This window comes from Nocardiopsis sp. NPDC049922, assembly GCF_040660275.1.
In the GTDB taxonomy this organism is placed as follows: Bacteria; Actinomycetota; Actinomycetes; order Streptosporangiales; family Streptosporangiaceae; genus Nocardiopsis.
In genome coordinates this window covers 85,170-111,094 of the sequence record NZ_JBFAME010000004.1, presented here as the reverse complement: position 1 = coordinate 111,094, position 25,925 = coordinate 85,170, and the positions used below count along the sequence as shown (strand labels likewise).

General features: G+C 70.2%; 30 protein-coding genes. 10 read left to right on the top strand and 20 right to left on the bottom strand.

Annotated features, from left to right (window positions below; genetic code table 11):
- Positions 1 to 334 precede the first annotated feature (334 nt).
- From AB0I72_RS09440 to AB0I72_RS09420, 5 genes are all read right to left on the bottom strand, one after another.
- The gene (locus AB0I72_RS09440) at positions 335 to 574 is read right to left on the bottom strand and encodes a DUF320 domain-containing protein (protein ID WP_358564825.1); all 240 of its coding nucleotides are present in this window, start codon (positions 572 to 574) and stop codon (positions 335 to 337) included.
- Between the two features lie 244 nt (positions 575 to 818).
- Positions 819 to 2,180 carry a PH domain-containing protein gene (locus tag AB0I72_RS09435; protein ID WP_358564823.1) on the bottom strand — a complete coding sequence of 454 codons (1,362 nt, stop codon included), beginning with the start codon at positions 2,178 to 2,180 and terminating at the stop codon, positions 819 to 821.
- 188 nt (positions 2,181 to 2,368) lie between these two features.
- Entirely contained in the window at positions 2,369 to 2,815 is a 447-nt protein-coding gene (locus tag AB0I72_RS09430) for a PH domain-containing protein (protein WP_358565604.1), read from the bottom strand.
- Positions 2,816 to 3,085: 270 nt separating this feature from the next.
- Positions 3,086 to 3,553, bottom strand: coding sequence for an NUDIX domain-containing protein (locus AB0I72_RS09425; RefSeq protein ID WP_358564821.1), 468 nt, complete (start codon positions 3,551 to 3,553; stop codon positions 3,086 to 3,088).
- 5 nt (positions 3,554 to 3,558) lie between these two features.
- A complete protein-coding gene (locus tag AB0I72_RS09420; protein WP_358564819.1) occupies positions 3,559 to 4,302 on the bottom strand; it encodes a helix-turn-helix transcriptional regulator in 744 nt (247 codons plus the stop codon).
- A 313-nt stretch (positions 4,303 to 4,615) separates the two neighbouring features.
- Here AB0I72_RS09420 and AB0I72_RS09415 point away from each other — a divergent pair, with 313 nt between their 5' ends.
- From AB0I72_RS09415 to AB0I72_RS09405, 3 genes are read left to right on the top strand one after another with little or no spacing between them, the layout of a single operon-like run.
- A complete protein-coding gene (locus AB0I72_RS09415; protein ID WP_358564817.1) occupies positions 4,616 to 6,331 on the top strand; it encodes an albusnodin/ikarugamycin family macrolactam cyclase in 1,716 nt (571 codons plus the stop codon).
- A 41-nt stretch (positions 6,332 to 6,372) separates the two neighbouring features.
- Positions 6,373 to 7,050, top strand: a complete 678-nt coding sequence (locus AB0I72_RS09410; protein WP_358564815.1) for a lasso peptide biosynthesis B2 protein — start codon at positions 6,373 to 6,375, stop codon at positions 7,048 to 7,050.
- Positions 7,043 to 7,621: a GNAT family protein gene (locus AB0I72_RS09405; RefSeq protein ID WP_358564813.1), complete on the top strand. Its 579-nt coding sequence runs from the start codon at positions 7,043 to 7,045 to the stop codon at positions 7,619 to 7,621. The genes AB0I72_RS09410 and AB0I72_RS09405 overlap by 8 nt, the downstream gene beginning before the upstream one ends.
- A gap of 345 nt (positions 7,622 to 7,966) precedes the next feature.
- On the opposite strand, the gene AB0I72_RS09400 is transcribed toward AB0I72_RS09405, so the two are convergent.
- Both AB0I72_RS09400 and AB0I72_RS09395 read right to left on the bottom strand, forming a co-directional pair.
- On the bottom strand, positions 7,967 to 8,137 hold the full coding sequence (locus AB0I72_RS09400; protein ID WP_358564811.1) for a DUF397 domain-containing protein: 171 nt from the start codon (positions 8,135 to 8,137) through the stop codon (positions 7,967 to 7,969).
- Positions 8,134 to 8,907: a helix-turn-helix transcriptional regulator gene (locus tag AB0I72_RS09395; RefSeq protein ID WP_358564810.1), complete on the bottom strand. Its 774-nt coding sequence runs from the start codon at positions 8,905 to 8,907 to the stop codon at positions 8,134 to 8,136. Before AB0I72_RS09395 ends, AB0I72_RS09400 begins: the two co-directional genes overlap by 4 nt.
- A gap of 76 nt (positions 8,908 to 8,983) precedes the next feature.
- Here AB0I72_RS09395 and AB0I72_RS09390 point away from each other — a divergent pair, with 76 nt between their 5' ends.
- The 5 genes from AB0I72_RS09390 to AB0I72_RS09370 are packed head-to-tail and all read left to right on the top strand — an operon-like array spanning position 8,984 to position 10,847.
- A complete protein-coding gene (locus AB0I72_RS09390; protein ID WP_358564808.1) occupies positions 8,984 to 9,181 on the top strand; it encodes a hypothetical protein in 198 nt (65 codons plus the stop codon).
- Positions 9,181 to 9,390 carry a hypothetical protein gene (locus AB0I72_RS09385; protein ID WP_358564807.1) on the top strand — a complete coding sequence of 70 codons (210 nt, stop codon included), beginning with the start codon at positions 9,181 to 9,183 and terminating at the stop codon, positions 9,388 to 9,390. The genes AB0I72_RS09390 and AB0I72_RS09385 overlap by 1 nt, the downstream gene beginning before the upstream one ends.
- Positions 9,377 to 9,592, top strand: coding sequence for a hypothetical protein (locus AB0I72_RS09380; protein WP_358564805.1), 216 nt, complete (start codon positions 9,377 to 9,379; stop codon positions 9,590 to 9,592). The genes AB0I72_RS09385 and AB0I72_RS09380 overlap by 14 nt, the downstream gene beginning before the upstream one ends.
- Before the next feature lie 38 nt (positions 9,593 to 9,630).
- Positions 9,631 to 9,753, top strand: coding sequence for a hypothetical protein (locus AB0I72_RS09375; protein WP_358564803.1), 123 nt, complete (start codon positions 9,631 to 9,633; stop codon positions 9,751 to 9,753).
- Complete coding sequence (locus tag AB0I72_RS09370) at positions 9,750 to 10,847, top strand: rRNA adenine N-6-methyltransferase family protein (RefSeq protein WP_358564801.1); 1,098 nt, start codon at positions 9,750 to 9,752, stop codon at positions 10,845 to 10,847. Before AB0I72_RS09375 ends, AB0I72_RS09370 begins: the two co-directional genes overlap by 4 nt.
- 134 nt (positions 10,848 to 10,981) lie before the next feature.
- On the opposite strand, the gene gltX is transcribed toward AB0I72_RS09370, so the two are convergent.
- Entirely contained in the window at positions 10,982 to 12,397 is a 1,416-nt protein-coding gene (gltX, locus tag AB0I72_RS09365) for a glutamate--tRNA ligase (RefSeq protein WP_358564799.1), read from the bottom strand.
- A 493-nt stretch (positions 12,398 to 12,890) separates the two neighbouring features.
- Here gltX and AB0I72_RS09360 point away from each other — a divergent pair, with 493 nt between their 5' ends.
- Positions 12,891 to 13,439 (top strand): hypothetical protein, encoded by a 549-nt coding sequence (locus AB0I72_RS09360; protein WP_358564798.1) that lies wholly within the window; start codon positions 12,891 to 12,893, stop codon positions 13,437 to 13,439.
- A gap of 29 nt (positions 13,440 to 13,468) precedes the next feature.
- Here AB0I72_RS09360 and AB0I72_RS09355 read toward each other — a convergent pair whose 3' ends face one another.
- The 11 genes from AB0I72_RS09355 to dacB all read right to left on the bottom strand — a co-directional run bounded on the left by AB0I72_RS09355 (position 13,469) and on the right by dacB (position 23,487).
- Entirely contained in the window at positions 13,469 to 13,957 is a 489-nt protein-coding gene (locus tag AB0I72_RS09355; RefSeq protein ID WP_358564796.1) for a DUF3180 domain-containing protein, read from the bottom strand.
- Complete coding sequence (gene folK / locus AB0I72_RS09350) at positions 13,954 to 14,493, bottom strand: 2-amino-4-hydroxy-6-hydroxymethyldihydropteridine diphosphokinase (protein ID WP_358564795.1); 540 nt, start codon at positions 14,491 to 14,493, stop codon at positions 13,954 to 13,956. Before folK ends, AB0I72_RS09355 begins: the two co-directional genes overlap by 4 nt.
- The gene (gene folB / locus AB0I72_RS09345; protein WP_358564793.1) at positions 14,490 to 14,861 is read right to left on the bottom strand and encodes a dihydroneopterin aldolase; all 372 of its coding nucleotides are present in this window, start codon (positions 14,859 to 14,861) and stop codon (positions 14,490 to 14,492) included. The genes folK and folB overlap by 4 nt, the downstream gene beginning before the upstream one ends.
- Complete coding sequence (locus AB0I72_RS09340) at positions 14,861 to 15,301, bottom strand: nuclear transport factor 2 family protein (RefSeq protein ID WP_358564791.1); 441 nt, start codon at positions 15,299 to 15,301, stop codon at positions 14,861 to 14,863. Before AB0I72_RS09340 ends, folB begins: the two co-directional genes overlap by 1 nt.
- Positions 15,298 to 16,203, bottom strand: a complete 906-nt coding sequence (folP, locus tag AB0I72_RS09335; RefSeq protein ID WP_358564789.1) for a dihydropteroate synthase — start codon at positions 16,201 to 16,203, stop codon at positions 15,298 to 15,300. Before folP ends, AB0I72_RS09340 begins: the two co-directional genes overlap by 4 nt.
- A gap of 114 nt (positions 16,204 to 16,317) precedes the next feature.
- Positions 16,318 to 16,923: a GTP cyclohydrolase I FolE gene (folE, locus tag AB0I72_RS09330; RefSeq protein ID WP_358564787.1), complete on the bottom strand. Its 606-nt coding sequence runs from the start codon at positions 16,921 to 16,923 to the stop codon at positions 16,318 to 16,320.
- Complete coding sequence (gene ftsH / locus AB0I72_RS09325; protein ID WP_358564785.1) at positions 16,920 to 18,923, bottom strand: ATP-dependent zinc metalloprotease FtsH; 2,004 nt, start codon at positions 18,921 to 18,923, stop codon at positions 16,920 to 16,922. The genes folE and ftsH overlap by 4 nt, the downstream gene beginning before the upstream one ends.
- A gap of 264 nt (positions 18,924 to 19,187) precedes the next feature.
- On the bottom strand, positions 19,188 to 19,742 hold the full coding sequence (hpt, locus tag AB0I72_RS09320) for a hypoxanthine phosphoribosyltransferase (protein ID WP_358564783.1): 555 nt from the start codon (positions 19,740 to 19,742) through the stop codon (positions 19,188 to 19,190).
- Positions 19,743 to 19,853: 111 nt separating this feature from the next.
- Positions 19,854 to 20,855 (bottom strand): tRNA lysidine(34) synthetase TilS, encoded by a 1,002-nt coding sequence (tilS, locus tag AB0I72_RS09315; RefSeq protein WP_358564781.1) that lies wholly within the window; start codon positions 20,853 to 20,855, stop codon positions 19,854 to 19,856.
- Positions 20,852 to 21,931: a zinc-dependent metalloprotease gene (locus tag AB0I72_RS09310; RefSeq protein WP_358565601.1), complete on the bottom strand. Its 1,080-nt coding sequence runs from the start codon at positions 21,929 to 21,931 to the stop codon at positions 20,852 to 20,854. The genes tilS and AB0I72_RS09310 overlap by 4 nt, the downstream gene beginning before the upstream one ends.
- 164 nt (positions 21,932 to 22,095) lie before the next feature.
- Positions 22,096 to 23,487: a D-alanyl-D-alanine carboxypeptidase/D-alanyl-D-alanine-endopeptidase gene (gene dacB / locus AB0I72_RS09305; RefSeq protein WP_358564779.1), complete on the bottom strand. Its 1,392-nt coding sequence runs from the start codon at positions 23,485 to 23,487 to the stop codon at positions 22,096 to 22,098.
- A gap of 75 nt (positions 23,488 to 23,562) precedes the next feature.
- Between dacB and AB0I72_RS09300 the strand changes: the two genes are divergently transcribed.
- Positions 23,563 to 24,093, top strand: a complete 531-nt coding sequence (locus AB0I72_RS09300) for an inorganic diphosphatase (protein WP_358564777.1) — start codon at positions 23,563 to 23,565, stop codon at positions 24,091 to 24,093.
- Positions 24,094 to 24,193: 100 nt separating this feature from the next.
- Here the strand turns inward: AB0I72_RS09300 and AB0I72_RS09295 are convergent, their stop codons facing one another.
- Positions 24,194 to 25,783 (bottom strand): MFS transporter, encoded by a 1,590-nt coding sequence (locus AB0I72_RS09295; RefSeq protein WP_358564775.1) that lies wholly within the window; start codon positions 25,781 to 25,783, stop codon positions 24,194 to 24,196.
- Positions 25,784 to 25,925 lie beyond the last annotated feature (142 nt).

Below are 25,925 nucleotides of genomic sequence, written 5' to 3'. Positions count from 1 at the left end.
GAGTTATCACGAGATACTTCGGGTTGTTCACACTCCGTGGCATGACACCTCGGGGCCGATCGGGACATAGGTTTCACATCGAAGCGCCCCGCATGCGCACAGAGTCACGGTTCGTCTGGATTCCAGCCGTACCCCAAACCGGGTTGCGGTTGACCGCTGGCGACGGGCTCGGACCGGCCCCGGACACGCGAGAAGGGCGCCACCCCGCGTTCGCGGGATGACGCCCCGAGCGTGCCGCTCTGGAACCTGACCGGATCGGATCACCCGGGACGTCTCCCGGGTGGACACCCCCGACCGGTCAGGTCGCTTGCTCGCGACCCGATCGCCCGTTCGACTACTCGATGACCTTGGCGTCGGAGCCGACGCAGCTGGCGCCCGCGACGCCGAGGATGCCGATCGCGTTGCCGCAGATGTTGATGGGGACGTTCAGGTCCGCCACGAGCTGATTGCCTCCGAGGATGCTCCCGTTACCCGAGGTGGCGATGTTGTCGTCGGCCATGGCCGGAGCGCCGGTGAACAGGACGCTGGCGGCAGCGGCGGTGATGGCGCTGGCGGCGAGAGCCTTCTTCAGCATGGTTTCTCCCACTTGACTGGCTGGCTGGGGGCGCCAACCGGGCCAAATCATTGACGATGTGTATGACTGTGAACACTCCCCGTGTTCGTAGACCATTTAGCCATACTCAACCGCCTCGCACGACCGAAACGACGAGGCGTGGCGTGACCCTCACCTGGAAATATCACACCGGGTGAGCAGACATGTCGGACATGCAGCCCACAACTCGGACCACATCCACCGTCCCGTGTGACACATCACACACTCACGTCTCGGGAGTGTCACCGGATCGCTCAGACGGGCCCTCCGTCGACCTCGTCGCCCACCGCTCGGTGCCCGCCTCCCGTACCAGCGCGCGGCGGGCGGACTCCACCAGGGCGTCCAGGAGGGCGCGGCCCTCGGCCGCCGCCCTGCCGGCGGCCCGACCGTCCGCGGGACCCGGCGGCGTGTCCACGTCCAGCGCCACCCGGCCCGTGAGGCGCGCCAGGGGCCCCGCCGTCAGCCTCAGGGTCTGCATCCGCTCCACGGGCACGATGTCCGTCACCCGGCCGAACAGGCCGCGCACGGTGACGAACAGGTGCTCGTTCGCGCCCATCAGCCCCGGCGCCCACCGTCCGCTCTGGACCAGCGGCACGAAGGCCGGATCCGAACCGACGAACACCTCGTTCACCAGTGAGAACGCCAGGCGTCGCGGCGCCACCGGCAGCAGCGTCGCCGAGTCCCCCTGGCGGGCGCCCGCGTACCCGGCCACGTTGGCCTCGACCCGCGCCACACCGAGGACCCGCCACAGCAGCGGCTCCACGACGCGCACGGCCTGAACCCGCCCGGGGGGCACCGTCTGCATCCGGCGCTGGAACATGCCGTACCGCAGCCGCAGGCCGTCCGAGGACAGCGACGCGTAGTAGTCCGTGTAGCGCGCCAGCGGTCCCCAGAAGTAGCGGATCAGGCCGAGGACCAGCGGGATGAGCGCGCCCGCGACCCCGGCCTCGGCGAACAGCAGTCCGATCATCGTCAGCAGGAGCACCGCGACGAACGAGAGCAGGATCGGGACCCGGAAGGTCAGCGCCCCGAGCAGCAGCGGGAACGGCAGCCGGTAGAACGGCCACTCGGGCGCCTCGGGCGACCTGCCCGGCAGCCCGGCCGCGTGCGCGAGCACGGCCACCCTGAGGCGTTCGGCCAGCGGCTTGGCCAGACACCGCAGACGGATCGCGGTGCGGTCCCCGCCCGCCAACTCGATGCGCAGCTCCGCCAGTCCGAACACCTGCATCAGCAGCGGTTGGACCACGTCCACCGCCTGGAGGCGGCTCAGCGGGATCTCCCGCGATCCGCGCAGCACCAGGCCGCTGTGCACCACCAGGTGGTCCTCACGCAGGCCGAAGGTGCCGTACCACCACGCGGGGAGCGCGTAGGCGAGCGATCCGAAGACGACCGCGAGCGCGAGCAGGAACACCCAGGCGACGCCGAAGGTGAACAGGATCGGCCCCACGAGCGCCACGAACACCAGCGTGACGGCCATGACCCGCATCGGGATGATCGACCAGTGCGACCGGAACACCCCGCTGGTGACGTCGTCCTCCGGCCGGGGACGCCACAGCGGCGGAGGCCGGTACCCCACGGTGGGCGGCATCAGGGCGACCCCCGGCGGCACGGGGCCGGGATGCGGAACCGGACCCCACCAGGGCCGTCCCGACGGCCCTGGAGGCACGTGCGGCCCAGGGGGTCCGGGGGGCGCCGGTGGCAGCGGTCTTCCGGGGGACCCCTGGGGGTGTCCGAGTGGCGGCTGTCCGGGCCGCGGGTACTGGGTCGATCCGTCCACTACAGCCCCGTCGAGAAGCTCTCGCTGCGCGCCGCGAGCCGGTCGCGCATCCCCACCGCCTCGCCCAGCGGAAGCCCGACCACCCGGGTGTCGGCCGTGCTCGCCGCGGTGCGCAGCCGCACGGTCGCGATGCCCAGGGCCTGTTCCAGGAGGTCCGCGGTCACGTCGACGACCTGCATCCGGCCGTAGGGGACCACAACGAGCTGGCGCAGGAACACGCCGTAGGTCAGGTAGAGCTCCCCGGGGCCCTCCACGTAGCCCCACGACCGCTGGAACCGTCCGGCGAGGAACCACCCGGCGGTGAGGGCGAGGAGGGTCAGGGCCCCCACGGCGGCGGCCCACACGGGTCCGAACCACACGTACGACAGGGTCGCGGCGGCCGTGCCTCCGACCAGGCACAGCGAGCCGACCACCAGCCTGCGGTACAGGGCCAGGGCGGGCGACACGCGCAGCCAGGACGTCCCCTCGGGCGGGGCGAACGCCGCCGCGAGCGGGTCGTCGGACGGAGGCGGGCCGGGCGGAGGCGGCGTCGGTGCCGGGTCACTGGTGTCCACGACGCCAGTCAACCATCAGCGGGCAAACGGCGGCCGTCACGCCTCGGCGTCGAGTAGCCACGTCTCTGAGAGGACACGGTGGTCCCGTGGGAGTGTGCGGTGTTCGCCGGACAGCGTCCCCATACGTCCACCCGTCTCGCGTTCGGGGACGCCGGACTCACCTCAACCGAGATGCGGCGGCCCGTTCCTGAGTGCGTGTTCCACCCGCAGCCGCTGAGTGTGGTGCATGTCCAGCCCGCCCAACTCCTCCGCCGCGAACCAACGCACCTCGTGGGACTCGCGACTCACCTGAAGCCCGCCGCCCACCACCACGGCCCGGAAACAGACATTGAACTGACGGCGCACCTCGCCATCGGTGTAGGCGATGATGTGCCGGGCATCGGTGTACGTGCCCACCAGCCCGGTGACACGGACGTCGTACCCCGTCTCCTCCTTCACCTCCCGCACGGCCGCCTCCGGCAGGCTCTCGGTCATCTCCATGCCGCCACCGGGCATCGCCCACAGCCCGTTGTCAGTCCGCCGCTGCAACAACAGGCGACCGGAGCCGTCGAACACCGCGGCGCTGGCCGCCACCACCAGGCTGTTCGGCTCCGGAGCCTCCGGGTCGTCGTAGAACTCGGTTCGGGCCATCGGCATCACTCCTGGAGGGGACGGGCAGTACGCCACACGGCATCGACGCTCTCGGCGTAGGCGTCGAACAGACCGCTGTCGGTCTTCCTGTACAGGTGGAACAGCGGGTTACCGTAGGCGTTCACACCGTAGATGTGGGTGTTGACGTACATCTCGTCGTCGGCACGGTAAACCGAGTTGTACAGCGTGGTCGTGTGCTGGGCGATGTCCACCCCCTGCATACCGAGAAGCGGCCGGTAGTGCAGGTGCGCGAGCCGACATCGAGACTCGATTCCATGCCCGAAGACTTCCTCCTCGCCACGTGTGCGAACAGCGTCGCAAGCAGGATCCCCGATCAGAATGCGGACGCGCACCCCTGCCCGCGCACGGGACCGAAGCAGGTCGTTCCAGTCCGAAATCTGCTCATGCAGGAACAGTGCGGCATAGACCATGACATCGATGGACTCCGCCGCGTGGGCGAACATGGTCCGCCACTTTTCCGTCGGAACGTCGGAACGCTGCCGGTGGACCGACACGAGATCTGAACCGATGCGTTCCGACGACGTCTTCCGGGTGTTCAGCGTCGGCCACAGGTGGTACACCTCCACACCAAGCGCCCGTGCCGCCGCGTGGGCGTTGCGCAGGCGAGGTGCCCGTCCCTTGTTGACCCACCGTTCAACGGTCTTGGGGTCTGTGCCCAGCTGTTCGGCGAGGGAGGCCGCTGTGTGTCCTGAACGCGTGAGGGCGATACGCAGTCGCTCATTGGACATGAGGACGTTTCTACCGCAGAGGGACGTCCCTCAGGACATTCTTTACGTGGTAGCAGCGTCCTCACTGGTGAGCCAATCTGGGGCTCCCCGAGAGAAACGGAGCCTGAGACGATGGTGAATCACCACTCCACAGCCGACGAAGACAGCATGGACCTCGATGGTGACCTGATCGAGGTCGGTAACGCCGCGGACCTGACCGAGGGAACCAGCACGAGGAGCGGCAGCGAGGACAAGCGGTACAAGTACCAGTAATTCGCCGCGTGGGGTGGTGTGGCACGACCGCACCACCCCGATCTGTCCGGCAGGAGAACACATGCGCTATTTCGGAGGATCGTTCGCGCCCGGCGGTGGTCCGCTTCCTCTACCCTCGAATGCCCGCTGGAAGCTGGGACGCTCCTCGGGAAATGTATGGACGACCAGTGGGACTCTTCAAGTCCAGGTCGCGGAGGTGCCTCCCCAACACCGGTGGGCGGCGGTCATCGGCACACATGATGTGACGAAGCCGGAGTTGGAGCGCTGGCTGGGAACGAGGAGCGGCACCCCCACCGCGCCTCCCGCATGGCCCGGTTCCTACACGGTCGTCGTTGGCGACGAGCTGAGTGTGTCCGTGTTCGCCGACCCGGCGCACGCGGCACCGATCTACTACACCGAGGTGAACGGGGTGATCGTTTGGGCTTCGTCCAGCTACGCGCTGTCGGGGCTGGTGAGAGTCGATATCGACGTGGACTGGATGACCTGTCTCGTCCTCGATCCAGCCGGATTCGACCCAGCGGACCGGTCGGCGTTCAAGGGCATCGCGATGGTGCCGCCCGGACACCGTCTGGATCTGGGTGTGTCGTGTCCCGCGACCGTCCGCCGCTGGTGGAGTACTCCTCGCCCAGTGCATCCGAATCGCGCCGCAGCGGCGTTGCGGCGGGCACTTGAAGATGCCGTGAACCTGCGCCTGCGTGAGAGTCGTACGGTCTCCTTCGACCTCAGTGGCGGACTCGACTCGACGTCGCTCTGCCTCCTGGCGGCAGAGCGGGCCATGCCGGGGCAGCGGCTGATCGCGTGCACGGTCAGGCCGGAGAACGTCGGTCACGGAGGCGACCTCGATCACGCGCGCGCGGCACTGACAGAGCACGGGAACATCCAGCACCTGGTCATTCCGTTGGGGGGCGACTCGGCACCGTACGCCGAGTTCATGGATGCTCTGGCAACGGACGAACCCGCGCCCTCAACCATCACCAAGGCCCGCCACCAGCGCGGCTACGAACTGGTCGTGGCGCACGGAAGCACGGTTCACGTCAGCGGTGACGGAGGCGACGGGCTGTTGATGCAGAGCCCCGAACACACGCTGCGTCTGGCGAGGCGAGGACGGCTCCTGCGGGCGCTGCGCGATCTGCATGGTTGGGCCAAACTCAACCGCGTCAGCCCAGCTCGGCTGGCGGGGGACATGGCCTACTCCCGCCGGAGGCCCTCTCTTCCTCAGCCCTGGCTCACGCCCCGAGCCCTGGAACGCTGTGTGCGGCACCCCCTTCGTAGCCCAGGTTCGGGCACTGAGCTCGCCGGGCTGGTCGGTGTCGGGCGCACGGCTCGCGCCGACGTCCAAGTCGCCGATGAATCGGGGGTTCGGCTGGAAAACCCCTTTCTGGACAGGACAGTGATCGAGGCGGCGTTGAAGTTTCCCATCACCCACAGAGGATCGCCGTGGGAGTACAAGCCACAAATCACAACGGCGATGGCCGACGTGCTGCCACCCGCGGTACTCCACCGCCGCACCAAGGGCGGAACGGACGCCGACCACCACCGAGGGCTGCGCGCCAACCTCGATTCGGTTCTGGATCTCGCGGACGGATGGCTGGCCAGTCATGGAATCATCGACCCGTGCGCGCTGCGGACGGAGCTGAGGAGGGCGGCGTCTGGCCGCGCGACCGCGTGGGGGCTGCTCGAACCGGTCATAGCGTCGGAGGTTTGGGCCCGGTCCGTCGAGTCGGCTTCGTCTCCTGACTGGGGCGAGGACGCGGAGCGAAGTGAGGCACTGACATGAGCCTTCCCCGAACCCTGGCCCCCGCCCCTCGGATGAGGTTCGTGAGTTTTCCGTCCGTGGTCGTCGGGCTGGACGTCAGCGACGGATCCCTCTACCTGTTCACCGGGGCGGTGGCGACGGTCATGGACGAGTTGGCTTCGGCCGAGGGGGTGACGGATGTGGCGCGAAATGACGGTCGCAACGCCAGTGCCGTTCGGTGGTTGATCGATCATGGCTGGCTTTGCGAAGCTCCCGCAGCGTCCGCCTGGAGGAGCATGCGACGAGGCGCACCGCAACCACCGAGCTGGGGCACCCGGGAGTCCGCTGCGGCACTGGCACCCGTCGGGTTGGCTCCGTTGCGGTGGTACCCGCTCAGCGCGGCGGCGCTCGCCACCGTCTTGGCCATACGTGGCCTGGGGTCCGCACGGACACGTTTCGCCCGCATCAGAAAGCTTGTACTCCGGCCACCACAGCGAGGCATGTCCGATGCTTCCGGATCTGGGAACGCCATCCTCGCGGTTCGTGGGCTCGGCCGTCTTCTGCCGCTGAGGGTGGCCTGCCTCGAAGAGTCCGCCGCTTCCGCTCTCGCCCTGCGCTGGGCGGGGTACCGCGTCGCGTGGCGACACGGAGTGGCCACCGACCCTGTCCGACTTCATGCCTGGATCGAAGTCGACGGACAGCCGGTCGGAGAATCCGACGACATCACCGACTACACAGCATTCGAGGAACCGCATGAGTGAAGGCGAAGCCCCCGTTCTGTGGGGCGAGACCGACGCGGTGGCTCTCGGGCCGCTGCGCGCGGATCTGGCCCGCGAGTACTGGCGATGGGAGAGCGACCCGGGCGCGGTACTCGGGTACGGCCGCCAGGTCCCCGAGAGCCCGGAGTCCCGGGCCGAAGGACTGGAGCACCAGCTACGCGGCGCGCCCGACCAGGCCCGGTTCACCGTCTACGACCTGCGCTACGACGAGCCGCGGCCGGTGGGGCTGGCGAGCCTGCTCATCGACCACCAGGTGCGCACCGCCGAGTTCATCCTCGTCATCGCTCCCGAAGCCCGAGGCAAGGGGGTGGGAATGGCCGCCACTCAGCTGACCCTGGACTACGCCTTCCACGTCACCGGGCTGGACATGGTGTGGCTGAAGGTTCTGGAGCCCAATCAGGCTGGGCGGCGAGCTTACGCCAAGGCCGGGTTTCACGAGGTTGGTGTCATGCGCAGCGCGGGGATCTGGAAAGGCCGCCGGTGCGGCGAGGTGGTCATGGACGCCCTTCCGGAGGACTTCACGGGGAGGTCGGTGTTCGAGGTGCAGGGCTGACGCCCTGAGGCGTTGCCTACGTCTGGGCCCCATCTCGCATCCTGTCCCGGCTGCCTCGGCTCAGGGACCTTCTCCTGTTCGCCTTGATCGCGGCGCACACACCGTGAGCGTTGATCATCCGCAAATCGTCTCTGCCGGAGCCGCGGATCGCGGAAGAGCTGGTGCCGGTCGTGGCGTCGCCCGAGTCCGTGACCGCCAACCACTTCGCGGAGTTGTCTGAGATGCTGGCTGGAATGGTCGGCGGTGCGGAGACCGCCACGAGGCTGGTGGGGGACCTCGATGGGTGGACAACACGGGACCCCGGGCAACGACGTTGCCCGGGGTCCCGCTCCGCTCTGGGGGCTCCTACCGCGTGACGGACGCCAGCAGCGCCGCCCACTCGCGGGCGTCGAACGGCAGGTGCCCCAGCTCCCGATGCTGGGTGTCCCGGACGTACGCGCCCTGCTCGTGCTCGTAGACCTCCACGCAGTCATGCCCTTGGGTAGGGCTGTAACTCGACTTGTGCCACTCGTTCACTGCCACATTCCTTCCATGAGGGTTCTCGACCGGATCGCGGGCAGTGCCGCCCCCAGCATCCTCTTGGCCTGAGCCGTGAGGCGTTCGACGTCGCCCGGGTCGTCGTAGGTCTCCATCCCCCGCACGTGTTCGCCAGCGGCGACCGTGCCCCCGTCTCGCTGATGGAACAGGACTACGGGGGCGACGAGGGAAACGGGGGTGTCCTCGGGGATGAGGTGCACCCGCACACGTTCTCTGTTGGTCAGGGAGAGTAGCCGCATCACCTGGTCGTGACGTACCTGGTCGGGCAGGCACGTCAACGCGTACACGGGGAAGATCGCCACGATCCACGGGTTGTGGGTCGCCCGGAGTCGGTCGTACTGCGAGGCTTGACGTTCAGCAACCTGTTGGATCTCCTCATCCGTTCCAGGATGCATCGCCTCTTCCAGCATCATCCGGGCATAGGAGACGGCCTGTAGTAGGTCGGGGACCGCGTTCGGAACGACGGTCTCGATCGTGTGGGACGCCCGGCGGAGCTGGTCCAAGGGGCGTCTCCAGTGGGGGATGATCGACCCCGTGGCCTCGTATTGCCACGACCGGAGGAGTCGGCCGTTGCATCCCAGTTCACGATCAAGGGACTCGGCCATATCCCGCTCGGGGAGGTTCTCGCCGTTCTCCCAACGGCTGACGGTGCCGCCGACCACGCCGACGATCCGGCCCAGGGCATCCTGGGTCACTCCCGAGTTCCTGCGGGCTTGCCTCAATAGCTTGCAGAATTCCTGCGCGCTCATGCGGCGACTCTAGGCCGCACAAGCGGACTGGTCATCCGCTCGCGACACACCGTTACCCAGGTGTGAGCTGGGCCTCATGAAAGACCACACGAAGCCGCTGGCCGCCCTTCGCAGACTCCACCCCGCATGGACGATCTCCCGTGACGCTGGCGGGTACGTCGCAGTCCGCACCAACCCGACCACCGGCCGCGCCGACGACGTCATCCGGGCTGACCGCGCGGAACTCCTGGGCGTGCGCCTGCACGCCACCGAGCACCCCCGCGAGGCCATGTGATGACCGCGAACTGGCGGGACCGCCCCGCCCACCAGCTGCGCCGTAACGACATCGTGTTGATGCACGCCGGACACCTGCGGGTGGTCACCGACACCCGCCCGCCCGACGGCGGACAGGTCCAGGTCCGGCTGGGCACCACCTGGTACACGTTGCCCGCCGGGCAGATGATGGCCGTGGACCGGAAAGGGTCCGGTGGTGGTTTCCGGTAACCCAGCAGCCGCCTATCTGGGGCGGTCGGAGTGGCTGGTCAACGGCAAACGCGGCGGGTGGGCGGAGTCCTACCACCGGCTGATCCGCGAACACGGACTGCGACACTCCGTCGCAGTCCTGACGCTGGCCGAGGCGGTCCGGTTGGACCCGCCCGTGACCGCTTGCGGGCAGGCCACGAGATCGCATCCGCACGCGGGGTAGACACCAAACTCCCCGCCGTCCTGAGAGAGGAACGACCCATGGCCAAGTGCGCGGCATGTAACGGTGAAGGAACGATCGTCGCCGGTGGGGACGGATCGGGCCCCTGGTCCGACAAGGAGATCATCACCTGCGGGGACTGCAACGGAACGGGGGAGAAGTGACGGACCTGGACGACCTGCACGCCCGGCTCGTCGAACGCCTGGACACCACCGACACCATTCGCGCCGCGTTCGCCGACCACCCGCGCCACCACTACATCCCCGATCTCATATGGCCGGACATCCAGGGGCTTCCGCTCCTGCGCAGGCAGAATCCGCGGCGCTGGGCGGAGTGCGTCTACTCGGACGGCTTCGTCGTCACCCAGGCCAACGACGGAGGCAGCGGCCTGGTCAACACCCCCTCCTCCTCGTCCTCGGCCCCCCAGGTGATGGCGGACATGATCGAGGCGGCGAACATCGCCCCCGGGGCGCGGGTGCTGGAGATCGGCACGGGAACCGGATGGAACGCCGCCATCCTGGATTCCCTGGTCGGCCCGACTGGTTCGGTGACGTCGCTGGAGATCGACCCGGACGTGGCCTTTCGTGCCCGCGCACTGCTCGCCGGAACCCGGGTGGACGTCGTCCACGGCACACAGCCGCCACCCGGCACGGTCTTCGACGCGGTCATCGCCACGTGCGCCGTCCGACGCCTCCCCATCACGTGGTTGGACTGCCTCGATAGGGGTTCGACGCTCGTCGTGCCCTGGGCCCCCTACACCGAAGGCGGACCGACCCCGATCGCGGCCCTGCGCAAGACGGGCCATGCCAGTGCCGCGGGTCCCGTGGTGCGTGACGCGGCGTTCATGCGGGACCGCACCCAGCGCCAGGGCGGGCCGTCCTTCCCCGGAGTCGGTCAGGCTCCCGACACCGCAGCTCGGTTCCCACTGGGATCGGACGATCTGATCGGCCGTGACCTGCTGACCCGGCTCGTGCTGGCCTGCCCTGGCATCCACGTCGCCGTGGGCGGACGGCCGTGGAAGGGCGGGCGGGCGAGATTGGTCGCCGTGGGGGACGCCCAGAGCTGGGCGTGGATCTGGCCGGACGCCTCGGTCACCGGCAGCGATAAGACCACGGCGCTGGAGACCTTCACGGCAGCCTATGCGGCGCTGGACGAGGCGGCCTGGCCCCCTCTGGACGCGTTCACGCTGGATGTCGATGCGCAGCGCGGTGTGTGCGTCGTCAGGTCCAAGGTTGGCTCCTGGGAGCACGAGGTCTGACAGACCACACACCTCCTCACCGCCCTGAATCCGGTGCGCTGGGTGCTCACCGGATGTCGGGACGGACCCCGAGCAACGGAACTCTTGGAGGTCTTCCCCTCCAGGCTGATCGCGCCCCGTCTGGCGTCGGCCCGTCAGGAGTTGAGCCGACCCAAAGCCGCCCGCAACCGTGCCAGCGTGCGCTCACGCCCCAACAGCTCCAGCGACTCGAACAGCGGCAACCCGACCGTACGGCCGGTCACCGCCACGCGTACCGGTGCCTGAGCTTTGCCGAGCTTGAGCCCATGGGCGGCCCCGGCCCGCTCAAGGGCTCCCTTCAGAGATTCGGCGTCCCAGACCAGGGCCTGGTCGGAGTAGGCGGCGATCGCAGCGGTGAGCATCTCCTCCCCGATCCCGGGCTTCATGGCCTTGGCCCAGCTCTTCTCGTCGAAGACCGGGACGTCCAGGAACAAAAAGTCCACATTCGGCACGATCTCGCTCAGCACCGCCACCCGGCTCTGCGCCAGCGGCGCGATCCGGGCGAAGACGTCCGCGTCAAAATCATCGCTCCGCCACGGCACCCCCTCACCCTCCAGGTAGGGGGCGCACCGCTTGACGAACTCAGCCGTGTCCAGGGCGCGGATGTAGTCGCCGTTGAAGGCGCGCAGCTTCTTCTCGTCGAAGAACGCGGGCGAGGAGTTGACGTCGACCAGGTGGAAGAGCGGGATCATCTCCTCGATCGGCATGATCTCCCGGTCCTCCCCCGGTGCCCAGCCCAGCAGCATCAGGTAGTTGACCATCGCCTCAGGCAGGTAGCCCTCGGCCTGGTAGGACTCCATCGCGACCTTGTCGCGGCGCTTGGACAGCTTCTGGCGCTTGTCGTTCACCAGCACCGGGGCGTGCGCCCACACCGGCGGGGTGTGCCCCAACGCCTCCCACAACAGCTGCTGCTTGGGGGTGTTGGACAGGTGCTCCTCACCCCGGATGACATGGGTGATGCCCATCTCGACGTCATCGACCACGTTGGCCAGCACGAACAGCGCGGTGCCGTCGCCCCTGGCGATGACGAAGTCCTCCAGGGCCTCGTGCGGGAACTCCACCCGGCCCCGGATCTGGTCCTCCACCACGGTCGGACCGCCCTCGGGAACACGGAAGCGCAGCGCCCGCCCCGGTCCGGCGTCCAGGCCGCGATCGCGGCAGAACCCGTCGTAGCCCAGATTGGGGTTGTCACGCCGGGCCTGGACCTGGTCGCGGGTGCAGTCGCAGTAGTAGGCCAGCCCCTCCTTGCGCAGACGCTGGGCGGCCTCGGTGTGCTTGTCGGCGTACTCGGTCTGGGAGAAGGGGCCCTCGTACTGGGTGGAGTCCACCCCCAACCAGGCCATGGCCGCGAGGATCCCCTCGGTCCATTCGGGGCGGGAACGGGCGGCGTCGGTGTCCTCGATCCGCAGCACCATGGTGCCGCCGGATTGTCGCGCGACCACCCAGTTCAGCAGCAGGGACCGGGCATTACCCACGTGGAACATACCGGTCGGGGACGGTGCGAACCTGGTGCGAATCGAGGTGTCAGTCACCCCACAGAGCCTAGCGGGATCCGCTGCTGCACCGGGGCGGGGTGAAAGATCCGGTGGATGGACCCATGTTGTGGCCGGACATGCCCCCAAAGTGCCCGGCATGCACGAGTCTCCATCACACCCGGGAGATTCCGATGGACCCCTCAAGCTCCACGGCTCACACCCACGCACCCAGGGGCGCTACTCCCCAAGGGGTGCCGTCCCTTCACTGGACCCAAGGGGACATGCAAATGCCTTCAATTCGGACTTAGAGGATAGTTCTGGCGAGGCAGGGAAATGAGTCCAACCCTTTCGACATAAGCCATGAACTGCGACGACACCGAGGGCGTGAAGTTTTTCCCGACGAGTTCGCAGAAAAGTTCGCCTCCACTCCACGCGTGCTCTACTCTTCTTGCCGAACCCACAACTCCATACGACGAAGACCCCGCGACGGTAGCTAACCGCCCGGGGTCGTGGTCAGCAATTACGTACCTTCAAGAACAGGATTGCCGACATGGCTCAGTTTAGCCGTGCGGTCCTCAGGTCTGCCCTGGCGACCCTCCAGAACCTCCTCGCCCCCGCGTGCGGCCGTCACTCGGCCCGACGTCGCCGCTCCACGCGCGTCCGCCGCTACGCCCCGCTTCCTGTTCCTGAGCAGGTCAGCGCCCCGCCCGCGGAGTCGGAACCGCCCGTTCCCGCACCTCGCCCCGCACCCCGGCTCTCCCGGCCCACCGAGCGCGTGCGCGCCGACGAAACCGTGTTCGTTCGCCCCTACTACGTGGCCTTCGAACGGGAACTCGCCTACGCCCAGGCCCACCCCGCCCGCCGTCTGCGCGCCCGCACCACCCGGCCGACCAGCGCCGCCGCACCCACCACCACACGCGCGAACCCCTACACACCCAGGCACGCCGCCCCACGGATCCCCGCTCCGCGCCCGACCCCGGACAGCGACCCGCTCGCGGCCCCGGTGACACGCGTGCCCGGTGAGTTCGACGAACTCGCGAGCCTCGTGCGCACCTGGCACGCCCAGCGCGGCGGCCAGCAGCGGGAGGTGGTCGCATGACCACGAGCGTGGTGCGGGAACCCCGCCCCTCAGGCGCGTCCGGACGGGCCGTCCTCGCCCTCGCCGTCCTCCGGAACCCGGCACGCGGACTCCAACCACAGCGCGGCCCCCAGCAGCAGGCCGCTGGCCCCCGCCGTCCCCAGCGCGGTCACGAACACCTCGCGGTGGCTGGGCAGCACCAGGGTGTCGACCACCGCCAGCGCCATCCCGAGGAAGAAACCCGCCGCCAGCGCCGCGAACAGGGCGCTGGCCTTGGCCAACGCCACCAGCCGCGCGGCGCTGAGCGGCTGGATCGGCTCGGTGCCCGGGGCCCGGCGGATCCTCCGCCGTGTCCTCCTGGCCGTGAACGCCTCGGCGAACGCCAGCAGGAGCAGCGTCGGGATCGCCGACCACGGCAGCGGCGGCAGCACGTCGATCGAACCCGTGATCAGCCAGCCCAGCAGCGCGCCGACCACCATCAGCAGAACGGGGACCCGCCAACCCGTCGGGCGGATCCTCCCCTCGCGTTCCTCGGTCACCGGTTCCCCGACCCCTCGGGCAGCCGCAGCCGCAGGTCGTCACGGCGGCGCAACTCCTGCTCCCCCGCCGTGTCGCCCGCGACCACCGCCGCCAGCGCGTCCGCCACCGGGCCCTGTCCGGGCAGGTCGGCCCCGGGATCGGCGTCGAGCCACGGCCGCAGCACGAACGCCCGCAGGTGCGCGCGCGGGTGCGGCAGGGTCAGCTCGGCGTCGTCATCGCGGACGTCCCCGAAGGCGATGACGTCCACGTCGAGCGTGCGCGGACCCCAGCGGACCTCGCGGACCCGGTCGAAGGCCCGCTCGGCGGCCTGGGCCCGGCGCAACAGGTCGATCGGCTCACCGTCGACCTCCACGACCAGCACCGCGTTCAGGTACGCGCCCTGCTCGGGGCCGCCCACCGGCGCGGTCTCGTACACGGGCGACACGGCCACCGGGCCCGGCGCGCCCGCACCGGTCAGGAGGTGGTCCACCGCGCCCTGGAGGGTCGCCATCCGGTCACCCATGTTCGACCCCAGCGCCAGCACCGCGCGCGTCACGACCCCGTCCCCCTTCCCCGCGTGACGGTGACCGCCACGTCCGCGAACTCGTGCGGAATGGGGGCGGACGGCTTGTGCACCGTCAGCTCCACCCGCTCGACCAGCGACTCGGCCAGGCACTCGGCGGCCAGCCGCTCGGCGAGGGTCTCGATCAGGTTGACCGGCTCCCCCTCGACGATCTCCACCAGCCGCTCCGCGAGCAGCCCGTAGTGCACGGTGTCGTCGACGTCGTCGCTGGCCGCGGCCGGTGCGGCGTCCAGGTGCAGCACGGCGTCGACCACGAAGTCCTGGCCCTCGCGGCGCTCGAAGTCGAACACGCCGTGGTACCCGCGCGCCCGGAGCCCGCGCAGCGCGATGCGGTCCGCCATCAGGCCTCGTCCTCCCCGTCGTCGTCCATCAGCACGGGCGAGGCGTGGTGCGACCACAGCCGCCACCCCAGCTCGGTGTCGACGAAGAGGTTGGTCGTCACCACCTTGCCCCCGGCCACGAACCCGGGGCTGTCGTCCTCGGCGGTCAGCACGTTCTCCTCGCAGGTGACCATCGCGACGTCCCCGCCGACCCCGATGTGCGTCTCGGTCAGCACGTACTGGATGTAGGTGACGTTCGCCATGATCAGCGACCACGCCCGCATGATCTCCTCGCGGCCGCGCAGCAGCGGCCAGCCCGGGTTCACGCAGACGAGGTCGGGGGCCTCGTGCTCCTCGGCCCACACACTGCGCATCAGGTCGATGTCGCCGTTCTCGATGGCGCTGTAGAACTGCGCGTTGGCCTCGGCCACGCGCTCCATGACCTCCTGGCGGGATCTCACAGGCCGCCCCGGTCCAGCGCCGCCGCGCGTCCCTCGTCCAACCGGGCGCCCCCGTCGGACCAGGCCGCGGCCACGCGCACGGCGTCGGCGTTGGGACGCACGTCGTGTACGCGCACGGCCCAGGCCCCCCGGTCGGCCGCCAGCGTGGTGACGGCGGCGGTCGCGGCGTCGCAGTCGACGAACGGGCGGTCCCCGCCCTCGCCGTCGCCGAGCAGCCGACTCAGGAAACGCTTGCGGGATCCCGCCACGAGCACCGGGCGGCCCAGTGCGTGGAACCGATCCAGATGCTGGAGGAGCGCCCAGTTGTGGGCGCGCTCGGGGCGTTTGGAGAATCCCAGCCCCGGGTCCAGGACGATCTGGCCCGGGTCGACACCTGCACTGATCATGGCCTCCATACGGTCGCGGAGCTCATCGAGGACCTCCTGGACGACATCCGTGTACACGGCACGGCTCTGCATGTCATGACTATGCCCACGCCAGTGCATCAACACGTACGCGACTCCGGAAGAGGCCACGAGTCGCGCCATCGCCGGGTCGGCGAGCCCTCCGCTGACGTCGTTGACCAGGACCGCCCCCGCCTCGACGGCGCGTTCGGCGACCTCGGCCCGCATGGTGTCCACGCTGACGGCGACGCCGCGCGCGGCCAGCTCCCGGACGACCGGTTCGACCCGGCGCAGCTCCTCGGCGGCGACGACGCGCTGCGCCCCCGGCCGGGTGGACTCACCGCCGACGTCGACGATGTCCGCGCCGTCCTCGACCAGGCGCAGACCGTGCTCGATCGCCCGTTCGGGGTCGAACCACTCGCCACCGTCGGAGAAGGAGTCGGGCGTGACGTTCACGACCCCCATCACCAGGCACCGCCCGAGGTCGGGCAGGCCCGGAACTGTCTGTTTCGGCCCCATACGGATCAGCCTACGCTCAGGCCACCCTCGCCGGACACAGGCCCTGCCGCGCGACGACGCCCCGGTCCGGGCCTGGCGGCCGGTACCGGGGCGTCGGGGTCGGGCGGTCGCGGGTCAGCGGCGGTCCAGGATGAGGCTCATCGCCTCGGACCGCGTGCGGTCGCTGCTCCGGAAGATCCCGCGCACGGCGGAGGTGACCGTCTTGGCGCCGGGCTTGCGCACCCCGCGCATGGTCATGCACAGGTGCTCGGCCTCGACGACCACGATCACGCCGCGCGGCTGGAGGTGGTCCATGATGGCGTCGGAGACCTGCCCGGTGAGCCGCTCCTGGACCTGCGGGCGGCGCGCGTACACGTCCACCAGGCGGGCGAGCTTGCTCAGGCCGGTGATCCGGCCGTCCGCGCCCGGGATGTAGCCCACGTGCGCGACCCCGTAGAACGGCACCAGGTGGTGCTCGCACGTGGAGTACAGCTCGATGTCCTTGACCAGGACCAGCTCCTCGTGGTCGGCCTCGAACACCGTGGTGAGCACGTCACCGGGCTTCTGCCCCAGGCCGGAGAACTGCTCCTCGTAGGCGCGGGCGACCCGCTCGGGTGTCTTGACCAGGCCGTCGCGGTCGGGGTCCTCGCCGATCGCGATGAGGATCTCGCGCACGGCGCGCTCGATGCGCAGCCGGTCGACGGTTCTGGGCGGACGCTCCTCCTCGAAGATGTCGCTCACGCCTCATCCCCCTCGATCGTGCCGGCGGCGCTGGGCAGCTGGCCGTTGGTCGAGGAGCCGTGCACCTCGGCGCCGTTGAGTTCGGCCAGCTCCTTCTTGGACAGGACCGGCGGCTGCTGGGAGGGCTGGCGCTTGCCGTAACCGGTGTAGGAGCCGCGCGAGGGGCGCTTGCGCACCGGCGCGAAGATCTCCAGCACCTGGTCCTTGGTGAGCGTCTCCTTCTCCAGCAGGGCGACGACGAGGTCGTCCAGGACGTCCCGGTACTCGACGAGGACCTCGTAGGCCTCGTCGTGCGCGGACTCGATGAGGCGGCGCACCTCCTCGTCGATGATGGAGGCGATCTCCTCGGAGTACTCGCGGGCGTGCGCCATCTCGCGGCCCAGGAAGGGCTCGGTGCTGGCGGAGCCGAACTTGCGGGCGCCCAGGCGCTCGCTCATGCCGTACTCGGTGACCATGTTGCGGGCGAGGGTGGTCGCCTTGTCGATGTCGTTCCCGGCGCCGGTCGTGGGCTCGTGGAAGACGAGCTCCTCCGCGGCGCGCCCGCCGAGCATCATGGCGAGCTGGTCCATCATCTGGGAGCGCGACGTGAGGAACTTGTCCTCGGTCGGCACCGACATGGTGTAGCCGAGCGCCCTGCCGCGCGGCAGGATCGTGATCTTGTGCACCGGGTCGGCGTTGGGCAGCGCGTGACCGACCAGGGCGTGACCGCCCTCGTGGTAGGCGATGACCTTCTTCTCCTCGTCGGACATGACCCGGGTCTTGCGCTCGGGACCGGCCATCACCCGCTCGATCGCCTCCTCCAGGGTGGCGTGGGTGATGACGCTGCGGTCCGCGCGGGCGGAGAGCAGGGCGCCCTCGTTGACGACGTTGGCCAGGTCAGCGCCGGTCATCCCGGCGGTCTGGCGGGCGATGACGTTGAAGTCGACGTCGTCCGCCATCGGCTTGCCCTTGGAGTGGACCTTGAGGATGTCGCGGCGGCCCTCCATGTCGGGGCGGTCCACGACGATCTGGCGGTCGAAGCGGCCGGGGCGCAGCAGCGCCGGGTCGAGGATGTCCGGGCGGTTGGTGGCGGCGATGAGGATGACGCCGCCCTTGACGTCGAAGCCGTCCATCTCGACCAGCATCTGGTTGAGGGTCTGCTCGCGCTCGTCGTGGCCGCCTCCCATACCGGCGCCGCGGTGGCGGCCGACGGCGTCGATCTCGTCGATGAAGATGATCGCGGGCGCGTTCGCCTTGGCCTGCTCGAACAGGTCGCGCACGCGGGAGGCGCCGACACCGACGAACATCTCGACGAAGTCCGAACCGGAGATGGAGTAGAACGGCACCCCGGCCTCACCCGCGACGGCGCGGGCCAGCAGGGTCTTACCGGTCCCGGGCGGGCCGAAGAGCAGCACGCCCTTGGGGATCTTGGCGCCCATGGACTGGAACTTGGCCGGGTTCTGGAGGAACTCCTTGATCTCGTGGAGTTCCTCGATGGCCTCGTCCGCGCCGGCGACGTCGGCGAAGGTGTTCTTCGGGGTGTCCTTGGTGATGAGCTTGGCCTTGGACTTGCCGAAGTTCATCACGCGCGACCCGCCGCCCTGCATCTGGCTGAAGATGAACCAGAAGATGGCGATGATGATGACCAGCGGGAGCAGGCTGAAGAGGGCGGTGGTCCAGATCGGGGTCGTGGCGACCGAGACCTGGTACGACTCGAGGTTGCCGTCCTCGGCGTCGGCGTTGGCCTGGAGCATGTCGGCGAGCTGGGAGCCCTGGCCCTCGACCCAGTAGGCCTCGAGGATCTCGTCGTCCGTGGTGGTCAGCAGGATGCGCTGGTCCCGGTCGACGATCTCGGCGCTCTCGACCTCGTCCCGCTCGATGAGCTGGTGGACGCGGGAGATGTCGGCCTGCTCGGGTTGGGGACCGCCCCCGATGTCGAACACGCGGAAGCCGATGACGAGCATGACGGCGACGGCCAGGATCCATATCCACGGGCCGCGGAAAAAACGCTTCAGATTCATGTGAGCGGAACCCTGTCGGGTCCGTCCCTCCTGACCAGGCCGCCCCGCCCCAGTTGACTTCCGAAGCAGGACCAATCGGACATGTGCTCCCTGCGCGAGACGCCGGGATCTTCGACGGTACACCTCGCCCTGTCGAGCGGGCGCACCCTTGCGGGCGCCCGGAGCGGGGCCGTCACCGAAGCAACGACGAAGCCCCGTGCGGTTGTTCCCGTGACCGGCGTCACCGTCGCCCCGGGGGGAAGCGCCCCGGCGGCCCCGGGCGCGCTACTTCTCGTAGACGTGCGGGGCGAGGGTGCCGATGAAGGGCAGGTTGCGGTACTTCTCCGCGTAGTCGAGGCCGTAGCCGACGATGAACTCGTTCGGCAGGTCGAAGCCGATGTAGCGGACGTCCAGGTCCACCTCGAAGGCCAGCGGCTTGCGCACCATCGTGCAGACCTCGACCGAGCGGGGCCCGCGCGACTTGAGGTTGCCGATCAGCCAGGACAGGGTCAGACCGGAGTCGATGACGTCCTCGACGATGAGGACGTCGCGGTCCTTGATGTCGGTCTCCAGGTCCTTGAGGATGCGCACCACCCCGGAGGAGGTGGTCCCGGCCCCGTAGGAGGAGACGGCCATCCAGTCCATGGACACGGGGGTGTGCAGCGCCCGCGCCAGGTCGGCCATGACCATGACGGCGCCCTTGAGGACTCCGACGATCAGGAGGTCCTTGCCCGCGTAGTCGGCGTCGATCCGCTCACCCAGCTCCACAAGGCGCGTCTTGATCTCTTCCTCGGTGACCAGGATCTTCTCAAGGTCCCGGCCCATGTCTTTGGCGTCCACGCTCACTGTCCTCGCTGCTGGGTTCCCCGTTTGCGGCAACCAGGATAAACGTGCTCAACGAGGCGACGGAGCCACCCGCCCCGGAAACGGGCGGCGTGCGGCGGGGCGCGGTCAGCGCTCGAACCGGAGCCGTCCGGCGGCCCGGCGCGCCCGGATCCCGCCCGGCAGGTCGATGTGGGCCTGCCCACGCCACTCCGTGACGAGTCGGTCGATCTCGCGCACGTGGCGGGCGGTCAGCGCGCTGGCCGGGCACCCGGCGGCGAGGGCGGCGCGGCGCAGGACGCGCGTGCGCAGGGACGCCGCCGCGGCGGCCAGCGGTTCGACCAGCAGCTCCGGTCCCGGCGAGGTCCGCACGGCCTCCGGCGCCCGCCCTCCCCGGGCGGCGGTGTACAGCTCCCCGGCCAGGTCGTCGAGCGTGTCGGCGTCGGCGCGCAGCAGCGTCGCCGTGCGCGCCAGCGCTTCCGCGATGCCCGGACCGAGGGCCCTCTCCAGGGCGGGCAGCGCGTCGTGGCGCACCCGGGAGCGGGCGTAGCGCGGGTCGGTGTTGTGCGGGTCCTCCCAGGGGACCAGCCCCATGCGCTCGCAGGCCGACCGCACGGTGGCGCGGTCCAGGTCGAGGAGCGGACGCAGGTAGGGACCGGTACGGAGGGCCATTCCGGACAGGGAACGGGCGCCCGACCCGCGCGCCAGACCCAGCAGGACGGTCTCGGCCTGGTCGTCGAGCGTGTGGGCGAGCAGGACCACGGCGGGCGCGTGCTCGGCGACCGCCGCGTCGAGGGCCGTGTAGCGGGCGCGCCGGGCGGCGGCCTCGGGGCCGCCGCCACCGCCGACCTCCACCGTGCGGACGGTGACCGGGTCCAGACCCAGACCGCGCAGGACTCCGGCGACGGCCTCGGCGCGCGCGGCGGATCCCTCCTGGAGCCCGTGGTCCACGGTGACCGCCCCGGCCCTCCTGCGCATGCGCGGGGCCTCGAAGGCGACGGCCCCCGCCAGGGCGAGGGAGTCGGCGCCGCCGCTGCACGCGACGAGGACGGTGGTGTCGGCGGGCAGGTCGGTCAGGACCCGCCGGACCGCCGACCGGACGGCGGCCACGGCGGGAGGGGGTCCGCTCACTCGGTGATGGCCGCCGTGCGCACGACCCGGTCGATCCACGCCTGGGGGTCGCGGATCTCGGTGAGGGTGGGCAGGGTCTCCCGCGAGGTCCACACCTTGTTGAACTCGGCCATGCCGACCTCGGCGACGACCGCGCCGACGAACGCCGCGCCCTCCTCGTACTGGCGCATCTTCAGGTCCATGCCCAGCAGCTGGCGCATGATCCGGTCGAGCGGGTTGGCCGTCTCCCGGCGCTTCTGGAAGCGGGCGCGGATCCGCTCCACGCTCGGCACGACCTCGGGCCCGACCGCGTCCATGACGTAGTCGCCGTGCCCCTCGGCCAGGCTCATGACCGCGGTGATCCGGTCCATGATCTCGCTCTGCTCGGGGCTCTGGAACGCCGTGATGAGGTTGGCGTCGCCGCCGCGCATGGCGTCCGCGACGGCCTCGCCGGCGGCGCGGAGCCGACCGATGAGGTCGGTGGCGTCCATCTCCGACGACAGCAGGAGTTCGCGCATCAGCTCCTGGACGTGGGAGCGCAGCCACGGCGTGGCCGTGAACTGCATGCGGTGGGTCTCCTCGTGCAGGCACACCCACAGCCGGAAGTCGCGGGAGTCGACGTCCAGTTCGCGTTCGGTGTTGACGATGTTGGGCGCCACCAGGGTGAGGCGGCCGGTCGGCGCGTGGCCGTCCGGGTCCGGCGGCAGGAAGAGTTCGTACTGACCCAGGACCTTCCCGGCCAGGTAGGCCAGGACCGCGCCGAGCTGGACGCCGGTGATCCGGGAACCGACCGCGGAGGTCAGGTTCGCGGCCGTGCCGTTGTTCAGCCGTTCCTCGGCCATCTGCTCCAGGACGGGTTCGAGCACCACCCGGAACCCGTCGACGTTGGCCCTGATCCAGCCGGGACGGTCGACGATGACCGCCGGCCCGGAGGGTTCGAGGGGGTTCATCCCGGTGAAGTCGCGCACGTGCCCGGCGGCCACACCCGAGAGCTCGCGCAACTGCGCCACGGCCCGCCGTGCGTCGGAGAGGTCCACCTGCGGCCCCGGGCGGACGAGGCGGACACCGGTGTTGACGGCTACGTCCCAGTCGATCACAGTCACATCGCCAGCCTACCCACGCGTCGCCGCGCGGCACGGGGATCGGGGGACGAATTCCGGGACGGGCCAGGGTGATCCCCCGGGTGGTCCCCGGGGCGGCGCCCGGACCTGGGCGCCGTCACCCGGCGGCGTCGCGCGAACCGTGCCGGGGCCGGATCCGGTCAGGTGCAGCCGCAGCGGCTCAGGGCGGCGGCGAGCGTGTCGAGCGCGGGGCCGTTCGCGGCCGGGGTGTTGGCCATGAAGGCGAACACGAAGGTGTGCCCGTCCCGGTCGCTGATGGTCCCGGCGAGGGTGCTCACACCGTTGAGCGTGCCGGTCTTGCCCCGGACCAGACCGGCGCCGTCGTGGCTGGACGCGGACGGGGAGTAGCGCCCGTTCCTCCCCAGCGTGCCCGTGGAGTTCGCCGTGGGCAGGCCGGTCAGGGCCGCGTTCAGGTCGGCGTGGTCCGGGTCGGCGGCGATGCGCACCAGCTCGACGAGGGCACGCGGGGAGATGCGGTTCTCGGTGCTCAGCCCGCTGTTGTCGGACAGGTCCACGCCCCCGACGCCCAGGTCCGCCATCACCCGGGCGGTGGCGGCGGCCGCGCCCGCGAAGGACGTCTCCTCGCCCATCTCCTCGGCGGCGATCCGGCCGAGCGCCTCGGCCATGTTGTTGTCGCTCCGCAGCAGTGTGTGCTCGACCAGGGCCGAGACGGGCGCCGACGCCACACTGGCCACGGCGTCGCCGGTGGCCGCGGTCTCGGTCGGCTCGCCCTCGACGGACACGCCCGCGCGCTCCAACTGCCGAGCGAAGGCCTCGGCGGCGTACAGGGGAGGGTCGACGGCCCGATCGCCCTCGTCCTCCTCGATCACGCCGCTGCCGTCCTCGTCGATCTCGCCGCCGTTGAGCATCAGCGCGTGGATGGGGGAGGTGCTGCCCTCGGTGACGTAGTTGGGCTTCCACCCCGGCCCGGTGGCGGGGCCCGTGAAGTGGGAGTCGTCATACCCGACGGAGACGGAGCCGACACCCAGCTCGGCGAGGGCGGACGCGGTGCTCTCTGCGAGCTCCGACAGGGTCGCCACCTGCGGGTAAGCTGCGGAGTCGGCGGTTTCGGACAGCGTCGTGTCGCCCGCGCCCCGCAGCACCACGCGGTTCCGGTCGGGGTCGAGGTAGGCCTCGGTGTGGACGACGTGGTCGGGTCCGACCGCGGCCAGGACCGTGATCGCCGTGACGATCTTCGTGGTCGACGCCGGGGTGACCGGCGTGTCCGGGGCCAGCTCGAAGAGCGTCTCACCGGTGGCGGCGTCGACGACGTATCCGGAGAGGCCGTCCTCCAGCCCGGAAGCGGACATGGGATCATCGAGGATGTCCGCGATCCTGTCCGGGTCGGCCGGAGCCGAGGTCGCGGGTTCAGCCGCCGCCACGCCCTCCGCGTCCGTGACCGGGGTGGGCTCCGCCGGGACGGGCCGCGCCTCGATCACGTCGAGGGCGACCATTCCGGCGGCCAGCACGAATATGTTGAGCAGGGCCAGTGCGAGGAGGGCCTCGCCTCGTACCCGTCGCACCCTGGGCACCTGCCTTCCGTCGGTGTCGCGGCCTGACGTTGTAGTTATATGGCGACATTAGTCGCAATGGGAGCCGAGATCAGCATGGAATTCGACGTTACGATCGAGATCCCCAAGGGGGAGCGCAACAAGTACGAGGTGGACCACGAGACCGGTCGTATCCGTCTCGACCGCATGCTGTTCACCTCCACCACCTACCCCGCCGACTACGGTTTCGTCGAGGGGACACTCGGCGAGGACGGCGACCCCCTGGACGCCCTCGTCCTGCTCAAGGCCCCGACCTTCCCGGGCTGCCTGATCCGCGCCCGCGCGATCGGCATGTTCCGCATGCGCGACGAGGCGGGCGGCGACGACAAGCTGCTCTGCGTCCCGGCGACGGACCCGCGCATGGAGCACCTGCGTGACATTCACCACGTGAACGAGTTCGAGCGCCTGGAGATCCAGCACTTCTTCGAGGTCTACAAGGACCTGGAGCCGGGCAAGTCCGTCGAGGGCGCCACCTGGGTCGGCCGCCACGAGGCCGAGCTGGAGATCATCGCCTCGGTCAAGCGCGCCGAGGAGGCCGGTGTGCACGGCGACCGCTCGCACATCTCCACCGACGAGGACGGCGAGTAGCCGCCGGCACCTCTCGGCATCACGACCACGGCCCGGTCGGGGAACCCCCGCCGGGCCGTCGTCATGTCCTGGGCCGGTGCCGCACCGCCGGGCGCGGGCCTCACGCCTGCGCGCCCACCCGGCGCTCCTCCGGTTCCTCCGCGTCCTCGGACCGGCCCTCCGTCGGTGCGGCCCCGGTCGGCGGCACCCGGCGGAGCAGGGTCACCGCGAGCACCGCGGCGGCGGCCGAGAGGACGGCGGCGACCACGGCCGCCGTGTTGAGTCCGCTGGTGAAGGCGGCCCGCGCGGACTCGGTCACCGCCGTGCCGAGCTCGGCGGGCAACCCCTCGGCGGCGGTCAGGGCGCCGGGCAGGGTGTCCGCCGCCGAGGCGGCCTCCCCCGCGGGAACGCCCTCGGGGACGGCGTCGGCCATCCGGAGGCGGTAGACAGCGGTGCCGATGCTGCCCAGCAGGGCCACGCCCAGCGCCACGCCCAGGTCGCTGGCGGTGCTCTCGACCGCGGAGGCGGCGCCGGCCTTCTCCGGGGGAGCGGAGCCGATCACCATCCCCGGGACGAGCGCCATCGCCGGCGCGATCCCCGGATAGAGCACGTAGAACCCGATGATGAGCGTCGGGAGCCCGGCCACCGCGTCCACCTGGGTGAGGATGACGTAGCCAACGACGGACAGCAGCAGCCCGGCGGCGATGACGCTGGCGGGGCGCACGCGCCGGGCGATGATCGGTGTGACGACCGAGACGACGACCAGGACGACCGCCGCCGGGAGGATCCACAGCCCGGCCCGCAGCGGCGTCTGCTCCGCCACCAGCTGGAGGTACTGGGTGAAGAGCAGGTAGACGCCCCCGAGCGCGATCGTGGCGAGCATGTAGACGGCCAGCGATCCGCTGAACTCGCGGTTGGCGAACAGCCGCATGTCGAGCAGCGGCTCGGCCAGTCGGAGCTGTCTGCGGACGAACAAGGCCGCGAGGACCACACCCGCCACGACGGCGGCCACGGACAGGACGGACGGTCCGGTCTCGGCGACCTTCTTCACGCCGTAGACGAAGGGCAGCAGCGCGCCCAGGGACAGCAGCACGCTCAGCGGGTCGAGGCGCCCCGCGTCCGGGTCCCGGTACTCCGGGACGAGCAGCGGCACGGCGACCAGGACCAGCGCCATGACCGGCACGCCGACGAGGAGCGCCGCACCCCACCAGAACGACTCCAGGAGCAGCCCGCCGACCAGCGGACCGACCGCCACGCCGACCGACACCGACGCGGCCCACAGGCCGATGGCCACACCGCGCTGGCGTTCGTCGCGGAACATGACGGCGGTGAGGGACAGGGTCGCGGGCATCAGCGCGGCGGCGCCGAGCCCCATGGCCGCGCGGGCGACGATGAGCACCTCGGGGTTGGGGGCGTAGGCCGCCACGACCGAGGCGGCGCCGAACACCGCCGCTCCTGCCAACAGGAGTCGGCGGCGGCCGATCCGGTCGCCGAGCGACCCCATGGTGACCAGGAACCCGGCCATCATGAAGCCGTAGATGTCGTTGATCCACAGGACCTGTGCGCCGCTCGGGCCGAGGTCGGCGGCGATGTAGGGCGTCGCCATGAAGAGCACGGTCATGGCGAGGAAGAGCAGCACGGTCGGTAGGAGGAGGACCGTGAGGCCGAGCCACTGGCGCGCGCCCGCCCGGGGCGGGGACGCGGTGGTCACGTGCGAGGCGTGTGACACGGGAGGATTCCCTTCTCTTCCGGCCCTCTGGTTAGGGCGTCGGGATGGGCACCACAGTGTCCGCCGCGCCTTCGGATTCCCTACGGGTTCCCTACGGGCGCGCTCAGGACCGACTCAGGGACGG

Bases quoted from the DNA above. Each gene is read 5' to 3' on its own strand.
- AB0I72_RS09420 (WP_358564819.1), bottom strand. From the start codon at position 4,302: ATGTCCAATGAGCGACTGCGTATCGCCCTCACGCGTTCAGGACACACA.
- AB0I72_RS09390 (WP_358564808.1), top strand. From the start codon at position 8,984: ATGAAAGACCACACGAAGCCGCTGGCCGCCCTTCGCAGACTCCACCCC.
- AB0I72_RS09385 (WP_358564807.1), top strand. From the start codon at position 9,181: ATGACCGCGAACTGGCGGGACCGCCCCGCCCACCAGCTGCGCCGTAAC.
- folP (WP_358564789.1), bottom strand. From the start codon at position 16,203: ATGGGGCCGAAACAGACAGTTCCGGGCCTGCCCGACCTCGGGCGGTGC.
- ftsH (WP_358564785.1), bottom strand. From the start codon at position 18,923: ATGAATCTGAAGCGTTTTTTCCGCGGCCCGTGGATATGGATCCTGGCC.
- AB0I72_RS09405 (WP_358564813.1), top strand. From the start codon at position 7,043: ATGAGTGAAGGCGAAGCCCCCGTTCTGTGGGGCGAGACCGACGCGGTG.
- AB0I72_RS09300 (WP_358564777.1), top strand. From the start codon at position 23,563: ATGGAATTCGACGTTACGATCGAGATCCCCAAGGGGGAGCGCAACAAG.
- AB0I72_RS09395 (WP_358564810.1), bottom strand. From the start codon at position 8,907: ATGAGCGCGCAGGAATTCTGCAAGCTATTGAGGCAAGCCCGCAGGAAC.
- AB0I72_RS09435 (WP_358564823.1), bottom strand. From the start codon at position 2,180: ATGCCGCCCACCGTGGGGTACCGGCCTCCGCCGCTGTGGCGTCCCCGG.
- folB (WP_358564793.1), bottom strand. From the start codon at position 14,861: ATGGCGGACCGCATCGCGCTGCGCGGGCTCCGGGCGCGCGGGTACCAC.
- AB0I72_RS09375 (WP_358564803.1), top strand. From the start codon at position 9,631: ATGGCCAAGTGCGCGGCATGTAACGGTGAAGGAACGATCGTCGCCGGT.
- AB0I72_RS09360 (WP_358564798.1), top strand. From the start codon at position 12,891: ATGGCTCAGTTTAGCCGTGCGGTCCTCAGGTCTGCCCTGGCGACCCTC.
- AB0I72_RS09415 (WP_358564817.1), top strand. From the start codon at position 4,616: ATGCGCTATTTCGGAGGATCGTTCGCGCCCGGCGGTGGTCCGCTTCCT.
- AB0I72_RS09440 (WP_358564825.1), bottom strand. From the start codon at position 574: ATGCTGAAGAAGGCTCTCGCCGCCAGCGCCATCACCGCCGCTGCCGCC.
- AB0I72_RS09425 (WP_358564821.1), bottom strand. From the start codon at position 3,553: ATGGCCCGAACCGAGTTCTACGACGACCCGGAGGCTCCGGAGCCGAAC.